This is a genomic window from Janthinobacterium sp. CG_23.3, from assembly GCF_046115965.1.
Lineage (GTDB): Bacteria > Pseudomonadota > Gammaproteobacteria > Burkholderiales > Burkholderiaceae_D > Janthinobacterium.
On record NZ_JBJXIB010000148.1, the window covers coordinates 1 to 14,257 of the forward strand.

Sequence of the window (14,257 nt, forward strand, 5' to 3'; positions counted from 1 at the left end):
CCACTTTCGAGTGCGAAAGTGAATCGCCATCGACGCAGGCAAGAAGCGCGTCACATGGTCAGCGCAAGAATTGTCTGCCGCGCAGACTCCTAGCGCGACGCTATCCATGCAAGCACCCAACCATCGCACCGGCACCACGCCTTACCACCACCATTTATCACCATGAATCAGGCAGAACAGCAGCGTCTTCTCGACATTTTGGAGTACTGGCACAAGATCGAATTTTTCGTTCCGTTTGATCTGGCGCAAGTAAGCGACACGCAAGACGACTGGAAGTTGCGCTGGCTCGCGCGCGCCGACCTGGCGAGCCAGCCGGCGGGCTTCCTGTCGCAGATGAGCGTGCCGCCCGACCTGAGAATCAACGGCTTCAAGCTGTTCCTCGGCGTGTTCGACAAGGCCGAGATCGCCAGCGCCAGCAAGGCGCCCGCTTCCGCCCACGAACAAATGGAGGAGGCCGAAAAAGACAGCCTGCAAGGGCGCTCCTGCTTCGCCCGGATCGCCCTGAACGCCTTTGGCGAGCCGAATTTCGACCCGGTGTCGGTGTCGACCGTGCCGTGGGCGCTCGGCCAGGGCGTGGCCGGACTGGGGCTGGACGCCTTCGACGCCGCGCTGCAAGACCTGAAGGACCGCTTGCAGAACTTCCGCGCCGCTTGCCGCGCGGCGTTGGCGTCCGAGCCCGACGGCACGCCGACGGCGGCCATGAGCGGCGCCGACATCGTCGCGCTGTTCGAGCTATTCACCGCGTGGGCCAGTTTCACGCCAACGCGCGGGCAACCGCTGGCGCTGCTGGAAATCAGCACCGAGAAAATTCCGGCGCAGAGGGAGCGCGCGGACGACACCGCCCCGGCGCAGCCGTCGCAGCCGTCGCAAAACGCCGAACTCGATTTCGACGTCGACATCGAACCGGAGCCGGCGGTCGACATCCTGAACAGCTTTTACATCGAAGACATCGAGCGCGCCATCTGCGCGGTGCGCGCCGGCGCCGTGCCGGCCGCGCTGCAAGCCTACCTGACGCCGCTGGCGCGCGAGCAGCGCATCGACCTGTACACCGACGCCGGCCGCCAGGCCATCGTCGAGACGCTGCATCCGTTGCGCGGCAACCGCGGCCACTGGCTGGAAGACGCCCAGCGCTCGATGAGCCTAATGCAGCAATTCGCCATCAACGCCGGCCTGCGCCACCTGGCCGACGGCGGCCTGTTTTCCGTCAACGGCCCGCCCGGCACCGGCAAGACCACGCTGCTGCGCGACATCTTCGCCGAGAACATCGTGCGCCGCGCCGCCGTGCTGGCGCGCCTGGGCAAGGCGGCCGACGCCTTTTGCGGCAAGGTCAGGGTCGGCTTCAACGGCGACACCAAGCAAGCCACCATCGCGCGCCTGATCCCCGCACTGTGCGGCTTCGAAATGGTGGTGGCCTCGTCCAACAACGCGGCGGTGGAAAACATCTCGACCGACCTGCCCAAGCGCAAACAGCTGGGCGCCGCCTGGTCCGGCGCCAGCTATCTGCAAACCGTGGCGCAGCGCCTGGCGGCCGAGGGCAGCGACGGCCGCGTCAAGCCGCTGGCGCCCGGCGACACGCCGTGGGGCCTGATTTCCTGCGCGCTCGGCAAGAGCGAAAACCGCAAGCGCTTCGTCTCGAAATTCTATTACGACGGCAAGGAGCCGTACCGCGCCGCCCAGCCCGGCGCGATGCAGCACATCCGCCAGTGGCTGGCCAGCCACCGCGGCGTCGGCTTCCAGCAAGCGGCCGCCGAGTTCCGCGCCGCCGAGCAAAGCGTCGAAGCGGCGCTGGCCGAGCTGGCCGACTACGCCGACCTGTGGGCCGGAGTTGGGTCGGCCACGCGCGAGCAGTTCTGCCGCGCCGGACTAGAGGCCGCCGAGCAGGCCGCGGCCCAGGAGGGCGCCGTCCAACGGGCGCTGGCCGAGGCCGAACGCGCGCTCGCCGGCCACCTTGAGCACCGCGCCGCGCTGCAGGAGGAAGAGCGCTTGCTCGACCGCGGCGCGCCGGGCTTTTTCGCGCGCCTGCTGCGCACCGCGGCGGCGCGCGGCCACCGCGCCGACGTGGCCGCCAACGCCGACGCGCAGCGCGCCGCCGGACGCGCCATCGCCGCCGCCAAGACCCTGATCGCCGGCGAGCTGGCATCGCAGCGCGCGCGCGCCGGCGCAGCCATGGCGGCGGCCCAGGGCGCCCTGGCGGCCATGCAACGCGACTGGGACGCGCTGCAAGCCCGCCAGCAAGCCTGCCGCGCCCGTTTCCCCGACCTGGCGCCGCCGGCCAGCCTGGCGCAACTGGAGGACGACGCGGTGCAAATCGCCGGGCTGTGGCACGACGCCGCCGTGGCGCATCTGCGCTCGACCCTGTTCGCCAAGGCGCTGGCGCTGCACGAGGCCTGGCTGGCCGAGGTGGCGCAAAAGGGCGGCGCCGGCTTCGGCGGCAACCTGTTCGCCATCGCCCTGCTGCTGGACGGCAAACGCCCCGACGACGACGCCCACGTCGCGCCGGTCTGGCAAAGCCTGTTCATGGTGGTGCCGGTGGTGTCGACCACCTTCGCCTCGTTCGCGCGGCAGTTCCGCGGCATGGACGCGGCGTCGCTCGGCTGGCTCTTCATCGACGAGGCCGGCCAGGCCGTGCCGCAAGCGGCCGTCGGCGCGCTGTGGCGCGCCCAACGCGCCGTCGTCGTCGGCGACCCGCTGCAGATCGAGCCGGTCTTCACCGTGCCGGCGCAACTGGTCAGGGGCTTGTCGGCGCAATCGCCGCACACCGCCGACGCCGCCTACGCGCCCGACAAGGTATCGGTGCAGCGCCTGGCCGACGCCGCCAACCCCTACGGCACGCTGGTGGCCGGCGACGCCGCCGAGGGGCTGTGGATCGGCAGCCCGCTGCGGGTGCACCGGCGCTGCGCCGACCCGATGTTCGCGTTGTCGAACGCGATCGCCTACGGCGGCAAAATGGTGTTTGGCCTAGCCGACCGCGAACCGCCGGCGCACGCGCCCGGCCTGGGGCACAGCGCCTGGATCGACGTCGCCGGCGCGACCGCGTACAAGCAGGTGGTACCGCAGCAGATCGAGCTGGTGGCGGAACTGCTGGTGCGGCTGTACCGGCGCGAAGGCGCGCTGCCGTCGCTGTACATCATCTCGCCGTTCAAGGCGGTTAAAAACGAGGTGAAGAAGCGCCTGCTCGGCATCGACTGGAGCGGCGCCGCGCCGAAGCGCAAGGAACTCGAACTGTGGTGCCGGGAGCGGATCGGCACCGTGCACACCTTCCAGGGCAAGGAGCAAAGCATGGTGCTGATGGTGCTGGGCGCCGACCACGGCAGCGCCGGCGCGGCGGCGTGGGCGGCGTCGAAGCCGAACCTGCTGAACGTCGCGCTGACCCGCGCCGAGCACTACATCTACATCATCGGCGAAGCCGCGGTATGGCGCGACCAGCCGCATTTTTCGGTGGCGCACGCTTGCCTGCGCAAGACCGACGCGCCCAGCTTCCTGCGCCAACTGCCGCTGATGGCGTTACCCTCCGTAGGTCGGATGAGCGTAGCGTAATCCGACGCCGAGCCGCTGTCGACGCCAGTCGGGTTACGCCGCTGGTTTCAGCGTCGCCGCGGTTTGCCCGAACATCACGCGCTTGGCCTCCTCGCTCATGGTCGGCTGGGTATTAACCTCGTCGGCGCGGGCGTAGGCGCGCCGGGTCGCCGGTCGCGCCGCGATGGCAGCGAACCAGCGCGCCAGGTGCGGAAAGTCGGACAGCTTCTGGCCCTGCTTCTCGTGCGGCACGACCCACGGGTAGGCGGCCATGTCGGCGATCGAATACGCGTCGCCGGCGAGGAAGGCGCGGTCGGCCAAGCGCCGGTCCAGCACGCCGTACAGGCGGTTGGTTTCGTTCACGTAGCGGTCGATCGCGTACTGGATTTTTTCCGGCGCGTACTGGACGAAATGGTGGTTCTGTCCGGCCATCGGCCCCAAGCCGCCCATCTGCCAGAACAGCCACTGGGTCACTTCGGCGCGGCCGCGCACGTCGGCCGGCAGGAACTGGCCGCTTTTCTCGGCCAGGTATTGCAGGATCGCGCCGGATTCGAACAGGGAAATCGCCGCGCCGCCGTCGGCCGGGGCCTGGTCGACGATCGCCGGAATGCGGTTGTTGGGCGCAATCGCCAGGAATTCGGGCCGGAATTGCTCGCCCTTGCCGATGTTTACCGGGAAGATGCGGTAGGGTAGGCCCGCCTCTTCCAAGAACATCGTCACTTTATGGCCGTTTGGCGTGGTCCAATAGTACAGATCGATCATGTTTTGCTCTCTCCAAGTGGGGTTGCCGGCAAGGCGCTAACAATGTGCATGCCGGCGGCTGCGGGCACCGATATAATGCCACGTAAGCAAAAAAAAGATTTGGCCAGCCCTCCCCCGGCCCCAGCCTCCCCCTTCCGCAGCAACACACTGGAAAGCGACGCCCATGCGCAAGACCCTGATCGTTCTGATGGCTGTTTTCCTGGCGGGCTGCGTCGACGATTCGGCCTCCTACTACATCGACGGGCGCGACCATTCGCTAACCTTGCGCCGCCAGCAAAGCTATTTCTGGAAGAACGAGGCGGCCGTTTCGCTGGTGGCCGCGCGCGTGCCGGAGTGCCAGCGCCTGCACCGGCTGAACACCGCGGAGCCGGCCGGCGAGATGAAGGCCGAGCTGTTCGCCGCCGGCGACGGCACCTGGAACCTGCGCCTCGGCGACCAGTTGTGGCAGGTCGAAACGACCACCTGCAACAGCCTGACCGAGTTGCAGAACGATCCCAAGGCCGACCTCGGCCAGCTGGTCGGCAGCTTCGTGGTCAAGGGCGACAAGCTGGTGTTCGAGGCGACGCCGGCGCAGTAGCGTTGCGTTTGCCAGGATCAAAACCGCGAGTTGGCGTGTCGTAGGTCGGATAGCGAAGCGTAATCCGACAATGTTGGCCGAAGCGAGACGCGCCGCCCCAGGCCGACGTTGTCGGGTTACGCCCTCACGGGCTAACCCGATCTACAAAATCCGGCGTTTACGCGCGCGCCAGCGCGCGCGGGTAAGCAACATTATTCGGCCTGCGCTTGGACGCGATAAGACAAAAACAACAGAGTTGCCTATCCATTCAAACGCTCGCTGTCGAGGTGGGAGAGTTGGTAGTCGTTGTAGCGGCCGCCCGCCGCCGCGTCGGCCGGGATGGCCTCGTCGAGTTGGGCCAGGTCGGCCGCCGACAACTTGACGCTGGTTGCGCCCAGCGCCTCCCGCAGGCGGTCGCGGCGGCGCGCGCCGACCAGCGGCACGATGTCGTCGCCCTGCGCCGCCACCCAGGCGATGGCGACCTGCGCCACCGTCACGCCGAGCGCGTCGGCGAGCGCCCGCACACGCTCGACCAGGTCCAGGTTGCGCGTCAGGTTGGCGCCCTGGAAGCGCGGGCTAAGCTGGCCGCGGAAGTCCGCTTCGCCTTCGCGCTGCTTCGACCAGTGCCCGCTGATCAGGCCGCGCGACAGCACGCCGTAGGCGGTCACGCCGATACCCAGTTCGCGCGCAACCGGCAGAATGTCGCGTTCGACGCCGCGCGAAATCATCGAGTACTCGATCTGCAGGTCGCTGATCGGATGCACCGCGTGGGCCCGGCGCAAGGTCTCGGCGCCGACCTCGGACAGGCCGATGTGGCGCACGTGGCCGGCCTTGACCAGGTCGGCGATGGCCCCCACCGTGTCCTCGATCGGCACGTTCGGATCGAGCCGCGCCGGGCGGTAGATGTCAATGCGGTCGGTGCCCAGCCGCCGCAGCGAGTAGGCGGCGAAATTTTTCACCGCCACCGGGCGGCCGTCGACGCCGCCCCAGCCGCCGTCCGGGTCGCGCAGCGCGCCGAACTTGACGCTGACGACGGCGTTGTCGCGCCGCCCGCCGGCCAGCGCCTCGCGCAGCAGCAGCTCGTTGTGCCCCATGCCGTAGAAGTCGCCGGTGTCGAGCAGCGTCACACCGGCTTCCAGCGCGGCGTGGATGGTGGCTAGGCTCTCGCCGCGGTCGGCCGGGCCGTACAGGTCGGACATGCCCATCAGGCCGAGGCCGAGTTGGGCCACTTGCGGGCCGGTGCGGCCAAGTTGACGATGTTCCATGTTGAATCTCCCAAGGGTGCGATGCGGTGGGGGCGCGGCGTGTGTCTGGCCCGGTGTGGCATTATGCAATTAACGATTCCGGTAATAAATGGGGTAATATTTATTACTTTATTCGAGAAAACGAAACAATCGGGAAGATGGCGACATGGACCAGCTGAAGGCGATGCAAATTTTCAAATGCGTGGCGCAGTGCAAGAGCTTCACGCAGGCGGCCGAGCAGCTCGACCTGCCCAAGCCGACCGTGACGAACGCCGTGCAAAGCGTCGAGCAGCAGCTCGGCGTGCGGCTGTTGCAGCGCACCACCCGCAAGGTCAGCCTGACGGTCGAGGGCGGCATCTACCTGGAGCGCTGCATCCGCCTGCTCAACGACCTTGAAGACGTCAACGCCCTGTTCCTCGGCCCCGACCACCTGCCCAGCGGCGCGGTGCGGGTCGACCTGCCGGAACGCTTCGCGCGCCTGCAGGTGATCCCGGCGCTGCCCGATTTCTTCCGGCAGTATCCGAACATACAGGTGCGGCTGGGGTCGAACGACCGCTACGCCGACCTGGTCGGCGAGGGCATCGACTGCGCGCTGCGCGTGGGCACGCTGCGCGACTCCAGCCTGGTGGCCAAACGCGTCGGCGAGCTGCACCAGGTGAACGTCGCCGCGCCCAGCTACCTGGAACAGCACGGCCGCCCGCACAGCCCCGCCGACCTGGCACGCCACTACGCCGTCAACTTCTTTTCCAGCCAGAGCGGCCGCGACTTCGACTGGGAATACCAGGAGGACGGCGCGACCCGTTCGATGGTGATGCGCAGCCTGATCTCGGTCAGCAGCGCCGAAGCCTACGTCGCCAGTTGCCGCGCCGGCCTGGGCCTGATCCAGGCGCCGCGCATGGGCATGGAGGCGCTGCTCGACGCCGGCGAGTTGGAGGAGGTGATGCCGCGCTGGCGCGCCGCGCCGCTGCCGGTCGCCATCGTGTATTCCCACAACAAGCACCTGTCGCCGCGGGTGCGGGTGTTCGTCGACTGGCTGGCCGGCATCCTGGAGCTGGCGTGAATCGAACTGTGGCAAAATGCAGGCCGGCCTGCGCGCCGCCCATTTTGTAGTTTGAAGGAACTGGCATGACCAAAATCGAAGCAATGAAACGCATCAACGACCGCCTCGGCAACCCCGCCCTGACCGAGCAGAACACGCACTTCGCCAACGTCGTCGTGTATGGCGCCGACGAGGGCTGGTGGCTGAAAATCCCCTACCTGACCTTCAAGCGGGAACTGCACTTCATCCTCAACAACGAGAAGGCCAAGAGCTTCCAGCACCTGACGATCAACGCCAACCAGATCCTCAGCCCCGGCATGAAATTCCGCAGCAGCGACGGTGCCGCCGACGCCTTCATGTCGGCCTCGTCGCCGAAGCGCCTGGTCGACCTGCTGCCGGGCGGCAGCAAGTACAACTTCACCCGCCATGTCGTCAACGACTACCGCCACTAGAAGCGCCAGGCCGACGCCGGGCCGCCGCCGACGCCAGTCGGGTTACCCGCGCCGTGTAACGGGTTCCGGCTAACCCGACCTACGATATCGAGCCAGCTTAACGCCATTGGCGCACGACGCCGGCTACTTGCCGCGCGGGCGGTGGGCGTCCACCAGCAGCGCCGATATCGACACCGCCGAGGTCGGCTCCGGCCACTCGTCGCCGGGGCCGAACCAGCGCGCCTCGGCGATTTCGTGTCCGTCGACGCGGATCTCGCCGTCGAGGTAGTCGGCGGTGAAGGCGATCATCAGCGAATGCGGGAACGGCCAGGACTGGCTCATGAAGTATTCCAGATTGTGCACCCGCAGGCCGACCTCCTCCATCACTTCGCGGCGCACCGCCTCCTCGATCGACTCGCCGGCTTCCAGGAAACCTGCCAGCGGCGAAAAACGCTTCGACGGCGAGGCCGTGTGCAGCGCCAGCAGCACCGCGTCGCCCTTGCGGATCAATACCATCATCGCCGGCGAGATGCGCGGGTAGGCCGCCATGCCGCAGGCCGGGCACCGGTAGCAGCGCTCGCCCGGCGCCAGCGCCGTCGGCGTCGCGCAGGCGCCGCAATAGCGGTGGGTGCGCGCCCACTCGGCGATCTGGCTGGCGCGCCCGGCCAGGCCCAGCAGCTCGTCGTCGAGGACGCCGAACAGCGAGCGCAGGCCGCGGTAGGCGTGGCCGTCGTCCGGCAGGCGCTCGTCGTCTACCCACAGCACCTGGCAATAGCGCCCGTCCAGCAGCCCGACCGGATGGGCGCGGCCGAGATCGGCGCCGATGGCCGCCAGCGCGGCGGCGCCGGGAAAACCCAGGTCGGCCTCGCGCAGCAACAGGCGCTCGCGGTGGAACACGAACGTGAGCGGGTCGGCGTGCGTCAGAGGCGCCATCAGGGGAACGAAGCAAGCGGGTGTCTGTATCATGCGCGGCGGGGGTTGAAAACGGGTGGCAGGGAAGGACGGCGCCCCGGCCGGGGCGCCGCCGCGGCGCATCAGCTCAGCAGGACGCGCAATTCCTCGATCAGCTTGCCGATGTCGTACTGGTGGTTGCCAACGAAGAAGCCCTTGGTGTCAATGTACTCGGCGTCGGCCAGGTTGCCGCGCACCTCGTAGTCGAAATACTTGATGACCTCGTTCTTGACAAAATTGCCGGTGACGATGGGGCGGCATTCGACGCCGTTCGCCAGCAGCCTGGTGGTGATTTCCCGGCGCGTGTGGGGCGCGTCTTCCTTGAGCACGAAGGAAAAGCCGAACCAGCTGCTGGAACCGGTCTCGCGCTGGATCGACAGGTAGGGGTGGCGCTCGAACAGTTCCTGGAAGCGGCGGCCGTTGGCGCGCCGGTTGGCCAGGAAGTCCGGCAGCTTCTTCAACTGCTCGATACCGATCGCGCCGCTCATCTCGAGCGGCCGGACGTTATATCCGGGCAACACAAACTTGAACGATTCCTCGAAGGGGTCGTCGCTTTTGACGCCGCTGACCAGGTTTTCCCTGGGCAGGTTGCGGGTCCAGCCGTGCGCGCGGATGCACAGCAGGATGTGGTACAGCTCCTCGTCGTCGGTGACGACGCAGCCGCCCTCCATGGTGGCGATATGGTGCGAGAAGAAGGAGCTGAAGGTGCCCATCAGGCCGAAGGTGCCGGCCTGCTTGTTGTCGAACAGCGCGCCCATCGACTCGCAGTTATCCTCCAGCAGCAGGATGTCCTTGCCGGCGATGAGCGCCTGGATCGCCGTGAAATCGTTGGGGTTGCCCAGCAGGTTGACCGCCAGGATGGCGCGGGTCTTGTCGGTGATGGCCGCCTGCAGCTTGACCAGGTCGATATTCAGCGTGTCCTTGTCGATGTCGACGAACACCAGCTTCAGGCCGTACTGGTACAGCGGATAGTAGGTCGTCGACCACGACACCGCCGGCACGATCACCTCGTCACCGCGCTTGAGCTTGGGATGCTTGGTGTAAAACAGCGCGGCGATCATCAGCAGGTTCGCGGTCGAGCCGGAACTGACCATGACGGCGTAGCGCGAGCCGAAAAACTCGGCGAAGCGCTGCTCGTATTCGCCGACGTATTTACCCATGGTAAACATGTTCGAATCGATCACCTTCTGGATCGCGCCCAGCTCCTTGTCGTCCCACGTACTACTGGCCAAAGGGTAATTAACCACGCCGCACCTCATTCATATAATAGTCGTAAGTTTGTTGTATGCCGTCCGCGATCGAGGTGGCGTATTTCCAGCCGAAGGCGGCGAGTTTCCTGTCGTCGATCAGCTTTTGCTTCATGCCCACCGGTTTCGACAGGTCGTGCTCGAAGGCGCCGTCGAAGCCGACCGTGCGCGCCACCGCCGCGTAGTACTCGTTGATGGTGTAGTCGTGTCCCAGGCCGACGTTGATGTTCTGCGGCATCGCCTCGAAGCGGTCGATGGCGTAGAACACGAAGTCGGCCAGGTCGCCGGCGTACATGAACTCGCGCCGCGCCGTGCCGTCGCCCCAGATGTCGATGGCGGCCCGGCCGGCCAGCTTGGCGTCGACGATTTTCTTGATTACCGCGGGGATCATGTGCGAATGCTTCGGGTCGAACTTGTCGTGGCGGCCGTAAATATTGCAGGGAATGACGGTTTTATACAACAGCGCCGGTTCTTCCTTGCGGATGTATTCGCACAGGCGCGTGCTGGCGATTTTCGCCAGCGCGTAACCCTCGTTGGTCGGCTCGAGCTCGCCGGCCAGGATCAGCTCCTCGGCCAGCGGGTTGGCCGCCGCGCGCGGATACATGCAGGAGCTGCTCAGGTTCATCAGCCGGCCGACGCCGGCGGCGCGCGCCGCCGTGATGAGGTTCAAGCCCATCTGCATATTGTCGACCAGGAACCTGACCGGCTCGGCCATGTTGGCTTGGATGCCGCCGACCACGCCGGCGCAATGGATCACCATGTCGGGCCGGTGCGCCGCCAGCCAGGCGGCCACGGCGGCGCCGTCGAGCAGGTTCAGTTCGGCGCTGGACGGCGCCAGCAGCGCGTGGCTGGCGGCGCCGGCGTGCTCGAGGATGTTCTTGCCGACCATGCCGTTGCCGCCGGTTAACAGGATGTTCATCTGGTGGCGCCCCGCGTCATTCGGTGGGCACGGCGACGGCGTGGCCGTGGCGCTGCAGCAGCGTCTGGCGGCGCGCCTGGTCGAGGTCGTGGGCGACCATTTCCGCGCACATTTGCTGCATGGTGATTTCCGGCACCCAGCCCAGCTTGGCCTTGGCCTTGCTCGGGTCGCCCAGCAGGGTTTCCACCTCGGTCGGGCGGAAGTAGCGCGGGTCGACCCGCATCACCACGTCGCCGGCCTTCAGCGCCGGCGCCTTGTCGCCGTCGACCCGCTCGACGACGCCGATCTCGTCGACGCCGCTGCCCTCGAAGCGCAACGCGACGCCCAGCTCGCCGGCGGAAATCTCGATGAACTGGCGCACCGAATACTGCACCCCGGTGGCGATGACGAAGTCGTCCGGCTGCTCCTGCTGCAACATCATCCACTGCATGCGCACATAGTCCTTGGCGTGGCCCCAGTCGCGCAGCGCGTCGATATTGCCGAGGTACAGGCAGCGCTCCAGGCCCTGGGCGATATTCGCCAGCGCGCGCGTGATCTTGCGCGTGACGAAGGTCTCGCCGCGGCGCGGCGACTCGTGGTTGAACAGGATGCCGTTGCAGGCGTACATGCCGTAGGCTTCGCGGTAGTTGACCGTCATCCAGTAGGCGTACATCTTGGCCACCGCGTACGGCGAGCGCGGATAGAACGGCGTGGTTTCCTTTTGCGGGGTTTCCCGCACCAGGCCGTAGAGTTCGGACGTCGAGGCTTGGTAGAAGCGCGTCTTCTTGGTCAGCCCCAGCAGGCGGATCGCCTCGAGCAGGCGCAGCGTGCCGAGCGCGTCGACGTCGGCGGTGTATTCCGGCGCCTCGAAACTGACGGCCACGTGCGATTGCGCGCCCAGGTTGTAGACCTCGTCGGGCTGCACCTGCTGCAGGATGCGCGTCAGGTTGGAGGAATCGCTCAGGTCGCCGTAATGCAGGATGAAGCGCTGGTTGTCGACATGCGGGTCCTGGAACACGTGGTCGATGCGCTGCGTATTGAACGACGAGGCGCGGCGCTTGATGCCGTGCACCTCATAGCCCTTTTCAAGCAGGAACTCGGCAAGATAAGAACCGTCTTGTCCCGTGACGCCGGTAATCAGTGCTTTTTTCATAAATGGCTTATCCTGGTATTTATATTATTCAATACGATTGATTCAACACGACATCACGGCAGATGGCGACGGCCCTCCAGGAATCGGCGGCCGGGGGGGGGCGCGGCGGCGGAACCGGGCCCGCCGGCGGCGGCTGGTTGCGCCCTATCCGGCCGCCCGGCGGCGCCCTGTTTCCCCTTGGAAAACGCCCGTCCCAGTATATACGAACTTTTTCGCCCGATGGTCGCCAAGCGCCGCCGCCGCGCATTTTTCTGCACAGCCGCGGCGCGGCGGCAAAAGGAGAATTGGCGGCTACACACGCTGTTGCTTCTGGTTTAGAATACCTCGCACTTAGGCGAGAATCCACCATTGCCCGTCCGCGCCGCCGAAGCGGGCGCCGCGGCGCTCAATACCAGACAAAAAACAGATTCAGGGGGCACTATGAAGGCAGTCATTCTCGCCGGCGGGTTGGGCACACGGCTCAGCGAAGAGACCACGGTCAAACCGAAGCCGATGGTGGAAATCGGCGGCAAGCCGATCCTGTGGCACATCCTGAAAAACTATTCAGTGCACGGCATTAACGACTTCGTCATCTGCTGCGGCTACAAGGGCTACCTGATCAAGGAGTTTTTCGCCAACTACTTCCTGCACACCTCGGACGTCACCTTCGACATGCGCGCCAACACCATGGAAGTGCATTCGCGCCACGCCGAACCGTGGAAGGTGACGCTGGTCGACACCGGCGAGAACACGCTGACGGGCGGGCGCCTGAAGCGCGTGCGCAGCTTCGTCGAGGACGACGAGGCCTTCTGCTTCACCTACGGCGACGGCGTGGCCGACATCGACATCGCCGCCTCGGTCGAATTCCACCGCCGCCACGGCAAGCTCGGCACCATGACGGCGGTGCAGCCGCCGGGGCGCTTCGGCGCCATCGACATCGACGGCCAGCGCATCGTCAGCTTCAAGGAAAAACCGCAGGGCGACGGCAGCTGGATCAACGGCGGCTACTTCGTGCTCTCGCCGAAGGTGATCGACTACATCGACGACGACAGCACCACCTGGGAAAAGGGGCCGATGGAGAACCTGGCGCGCGACAACCAGATCGACGCCTACTTCCACGCCGGCTTCTGGCAGCCGATGGACACGCTGCGCGACAAGGTGCTGCTGGAAGACCTGTGGCAGCGCGGCGACGCGCCGTGGAAACGCTGGCCATGAACCCGGCCTTCTGGCGCGGCAAGCGGGTCTTCCTGACCGGCCACACCGGCTTCAAGGGCGGCTGGCTGAGCCTGTGGCTGCAGCAGCTCGGCGCCCACGTCACCGGCTACGCGCTGGACGCGCCCAGCGAACCGAGCCTGTTTACCGTCGCCGGCGTCGGCGCCGGCATGGACTCGCGCATCGGCGACATCCGCGACGGCGCCCGCCTGGCCGAGGCGATGCAGCAGGCGCGCCCGGAAATCGCCATCCACATGGCGGCGCAGGCGCTGGTGCGCTACTCCTACGCCAACCCGGTCGAAACCTACGCCGTCAACGTCATGGGCCTGGTGAACTTCTTCGAGGCGGTGCGCGCCACCCCCGGCGTCAGGGCGGTGGTCAACGTCACCAGCGACAAGTGCTATGAAAACCGCGAATGGCCGTGGGGCTACCGCGAAAACGAGGCCTTCGGCGGCTACGACCCGTACAGCAACAGCAAGGCTTGCGCCGAACTGGTCACGGCCGGCTATCGCAGCTCCTTCTTCAATCCGCTGCAGCACGCCCAGCACGGCGTCGCGCTCGGCTCCGGACGCGCCGGCAACGTCATCGGCGGCGGCGACTGGGCCGCCGACCGCCTGATCCCGGACATGCTGCGCGCCATCGGCGCCGGCCAGCCCGTACTCATCCGCAACCCGGCGGCGGTGCGGCCGTGGCAGCACGTGCTGGAGCCGCTGTCGGGCTACCTGACGCTGGCCGAGCGCCTGTTCGAGGACGGCGCCCAGCACGCCGAAGGCTTCAACTTCGGCCCGCACGAGACCGACGCCCGCCCGGTCGAATGGATCGTCGAACGGCTCTGCCAGGGCTGGGGCGAAGGCGCCGCCTGGCGCCTGGACGGCGCGCCGCAGCCGCACGAGGCGACCTACCTGAAGCTCGACTGCGCCAAGGCGCGCGCCCGGCTGGGCTGGCAGCCGCGCTGGAACCTGGACCAGGCCATCGGCCAGATCGTCGCCTGGCACCGGGCCCACGCGGACGGCGCCGACATGCGCGCGCTGACCGTGGCGCAAATCGACACCTATCAAAACACCCCACTCAGTTAAGGCAGCAGCATGAGCGAACAACACAGCAAAGAAGAACTCCGCGAACAAATCCTGGCCCTGGTGGCGCGCTACGGGGGGGGGGGGGGGGGGGCGCGGCCAGTCGAGACGAGCGTGATGGCTGTATTCTTGGCCAGCAAGGTGGGCTTGTTCCCCCAGCTGGATATGGTGATGCCGCTGTCTACGGACGCATGGC

12 protein-coding genes are annotated in these 14,257 nt (G+C 66.9%); 6 read left to right on the forward strand and 6 right to left on the reverse strand.

Translation table 11 applies throughout. The features are described 5' to 3' along the window. The first annotated feature begins 162 nt into the window (after positions 1-162). Positions 163-3,537, forward strand: a complete 3,375-nt coding sequence (locus tag ACFDR9_RS24195) for a DEAD/DEAH box helicase (protein WP_409032619.1) — start codon at positions 163-165, stop codon at positions 3,535-3,537. A 33-nt stretch (positions 3,538-3,570) separates the two neighbouring features. On the opposite strand, the gene ACFDR9_RS24200 is transcribed toward ACFDR9_RS24195, so the two are convergent. After that, positions 3,571-4,278, reverse strand: coding sequence for a glutathione binding-like protein (locus ACFDR9_RS24200; protein ID WP_017878429.1), 708 nt, complete (start codon positions 4,276-4,278; stop codon positions 3,571-3,573). Positions 4,279-4,441: 163 nt separating this feature from the next. Here ACFDR9_RS24200 and ACFDR9_RS24205 point away from each other — a divergent pair, with 163 nt between their 5' ends. Next, on the forward strand, positions 4,442-4,855 hold the full coding sequence (locus tag ACFDR9_RS24205; protein WP_409032620.1) for a hypothetical protein: 414 nt from the start codon (positions 4,442-4,444) through the stop codon (positions 4,853-4,855). Between the two features lie 239 nt (positions 4,856-5,094). Here ACFDR9_RS24205 and ACFDR9_RS24210 read toward each other — a convergent pair whose 3' ends face one another. Next, positions 5,095-6,099 carry an aldo/keto reductase gene (locus tag ACFDR9_RS24210; protein WP_409032621.1) on the reverse strand — a complete coding sequence of 335 codons (1,005 nt, stop codon included), beginning with the start codon at positions 6,097-6,099 and terminating at the stop codon, positions 5,095-5,097. Positions 6,100-6,244: 145 nt separating this feature from the next. Between ACFDR9_RS24210 and ACFDR9_RS24215 the strand changes: the two genes are divergently transcribed. Next, positions 6,245-7,138, forward strand: a complete 894-nt coding sequence (locus ACFDR9_RS24215; protein WP_017878426.1) for a LysR family transcriptional regulator — start codon at positions 6,245-6,247, stop codon at positions 7,136-7,138. A gap of 65 nt (positions 7,139-7,203) precedes the next feature. Continuing rightward, positions 7,204-7,569: a hypothetical protein gene (locus ACFDR9_RS24220; RefSeq protein WP_409032622.1), complete on the forward strand. Its 366-nt coding sequence runs from the start codon at positions 7,204-7,206 to the stop codon at positions 7,567-7,569. A gap of 123 nt (positions 7,570-7,692) precedes the next feature. Here the strand turns inward: ACFDR9_RS24220 and nudC are convergent, their stop codons facing one another. From nudC to gmd, 4 genes are all read right to left on the reverse strand, one after another. Next, complete coding sequence (nudC, locus tag ACFDR9_RS24225) at positions 7,693-8,514, reverse strand: NAD(+) diphosphatase (RefSeq protein WP_409032623.1); 822 nt, start codon at positions 8,512-8,514, stop codon at positions 7,693-7,695. Positions 8,515-8,582: 68 nt separating this feature from the next. Beyond that, a complete protein-coding gene (locus ACFDR9_RS24230; RefSeq protein ID WP_409032624.1) occupies positions 8,583-9,746 on the reverse strand; it encodes a DegT/DnrJ/EryC1/StrS family aminotransferase in 1,164 nt (387 codons plus the stop codon). Continuing rightward, a complete protein-coding gene (locus ACFDR9_RS24235) occupies positions 9,739-10,665 on the reverse strand; it encodes an NAD-dependent epimerase/dehydratase family protein (protein WP_409032625.1) in 927 nt (308 codons plus the stop codon). Before ACFDR9_RS24235 ends, ACFDR9_RS24230 begins: the two co-directional genes overlap by 8 nt. Positions 10,666-10,681: 16 nt before the next feature. Further along, positions 10,682-11,797 carry a GDP-mannose 4,6-dehydratase gene (gmd, locus tag ACFDR9_RS24240; RefSeq protein WP_409032626.1) on the reverse strand — a complete coding sequence of 372 codons (1,116 nt, stop codon included), beginning with the start codon at positions 11,795-11,797 and terminating at the stop codon, positions 10,682-10,684. Positions 11,798-12,217: 420 nt separating this feature from the next. Here gmd and rfbF point away from each other — a divergent pair, with 420 nt between their 5' ends. Then, positions 12,218-12,991, forward strand: coding sequence for a glucose-1-phosphate cytidylyltransferase (gene rfbF, locus ACFDR9_RS24245; RefSeq protein ID WP_409032627.1), 774 nt, complete (start codon positions 12,218-12,220; stop codon positions 12,989-12,991). Continuing rightward, positions 12,988-14,064, forward strand: a complete 1,077-nt coding sequence (gene rfbG / locus ACFDR9_RS24250) for a CDP-glucose 4,6-dehydratase (RefSeq protein ID WP_409032628.1) — start codon at positions 12,988-12,990, stop codon at positions 14,062-14,064. Before rfbF ends, rfbG begins: the two co-directional genes overlap by 4 nt. Positions 14,065-14,257 lie beyond the last annotated feature (193 nt).

Excerpts from the sequence above, each read along its gene's own strand:
- ACFDR9_RS24195 (WP_409032619.1), top strand. The coding sequence starts at position 163 with ATGAATCAGGCAGAACAGCAGCGTCTTCTCGACATTTTGGAGTACTGG.
- ACFDR9_RS24200 (WP_017878429.1), bottom strand. The coding sequence starts at position 4,278 with ATGATCGATCTGTACTATTGGACCACGCCAAACGGCCATAAAGTGACG.
- ACFDR9_RS24205 (WP_409032620.1), top strand. The coding sequence starts at position 4,442 with ATGCGCAAGACCCTGATCGTTCTGATGGCTGTTTTCCTGGCGGGCTGC.
- ACFDR9_RS24210 (WP_409032621.1), bottom strand. The coding sequence starts at position 6,099 with ATGGAACATCGTCAACTTGGCCGCACCGGCCCGCAAGTGGCCCAACTC.
- ACFDR9_RS24215 (WP_017878426.1), top strand. The coding sequence starts at position 6,245 with ATGGACCAGCTGAAGGCGATGCAAATTTTCAAATGCGTGGCGCAGTGC.
- ACFDR9_RS24220 (WP_409032622.1), top strand. The coding sequence starts at position 7,204 with ATGACCAAAATCGAAGCAATGAAACGCATCAACGACCGCCTCGGCAAC.
- nudC (WP_409032623.1), bottom strand. The coding sequence starts at position 8,514 with ATGATACAGACACCCGCTTGCTTCGTTCCCCTGATGGCGCCTCTGACG.
- ACFDR9_RS24235 (WP_409032625.1), bottom strand. The coding sequence starts at position 10,665 with ATGAACATCCTGTTAACCGGCGGCAACGGCATGGTCGGCAAGAACATC.
- gmd (WP_409032626.1), bottom strand. The coding sequence starts at position 11,797 with ATGAAAAAAGCACTGATTACCGGCGTCACGGGACAAGACGGTTCTTAT.
- rfbF (WP_409032627.1), top strand. The coding sequence starts at position 12,218 with ATGAAGGCAGTCATTCTCGCCGGCGGGTTGGGCACACGGCTCAGCGAA.
- rfbG (WP_409032628.1), top strand. The coding sequence starts at position 12,988 with ATGAACCCGGCCTTCTGGCGCGGCAAGCGGGTCTTCCTGACCGGCCAC.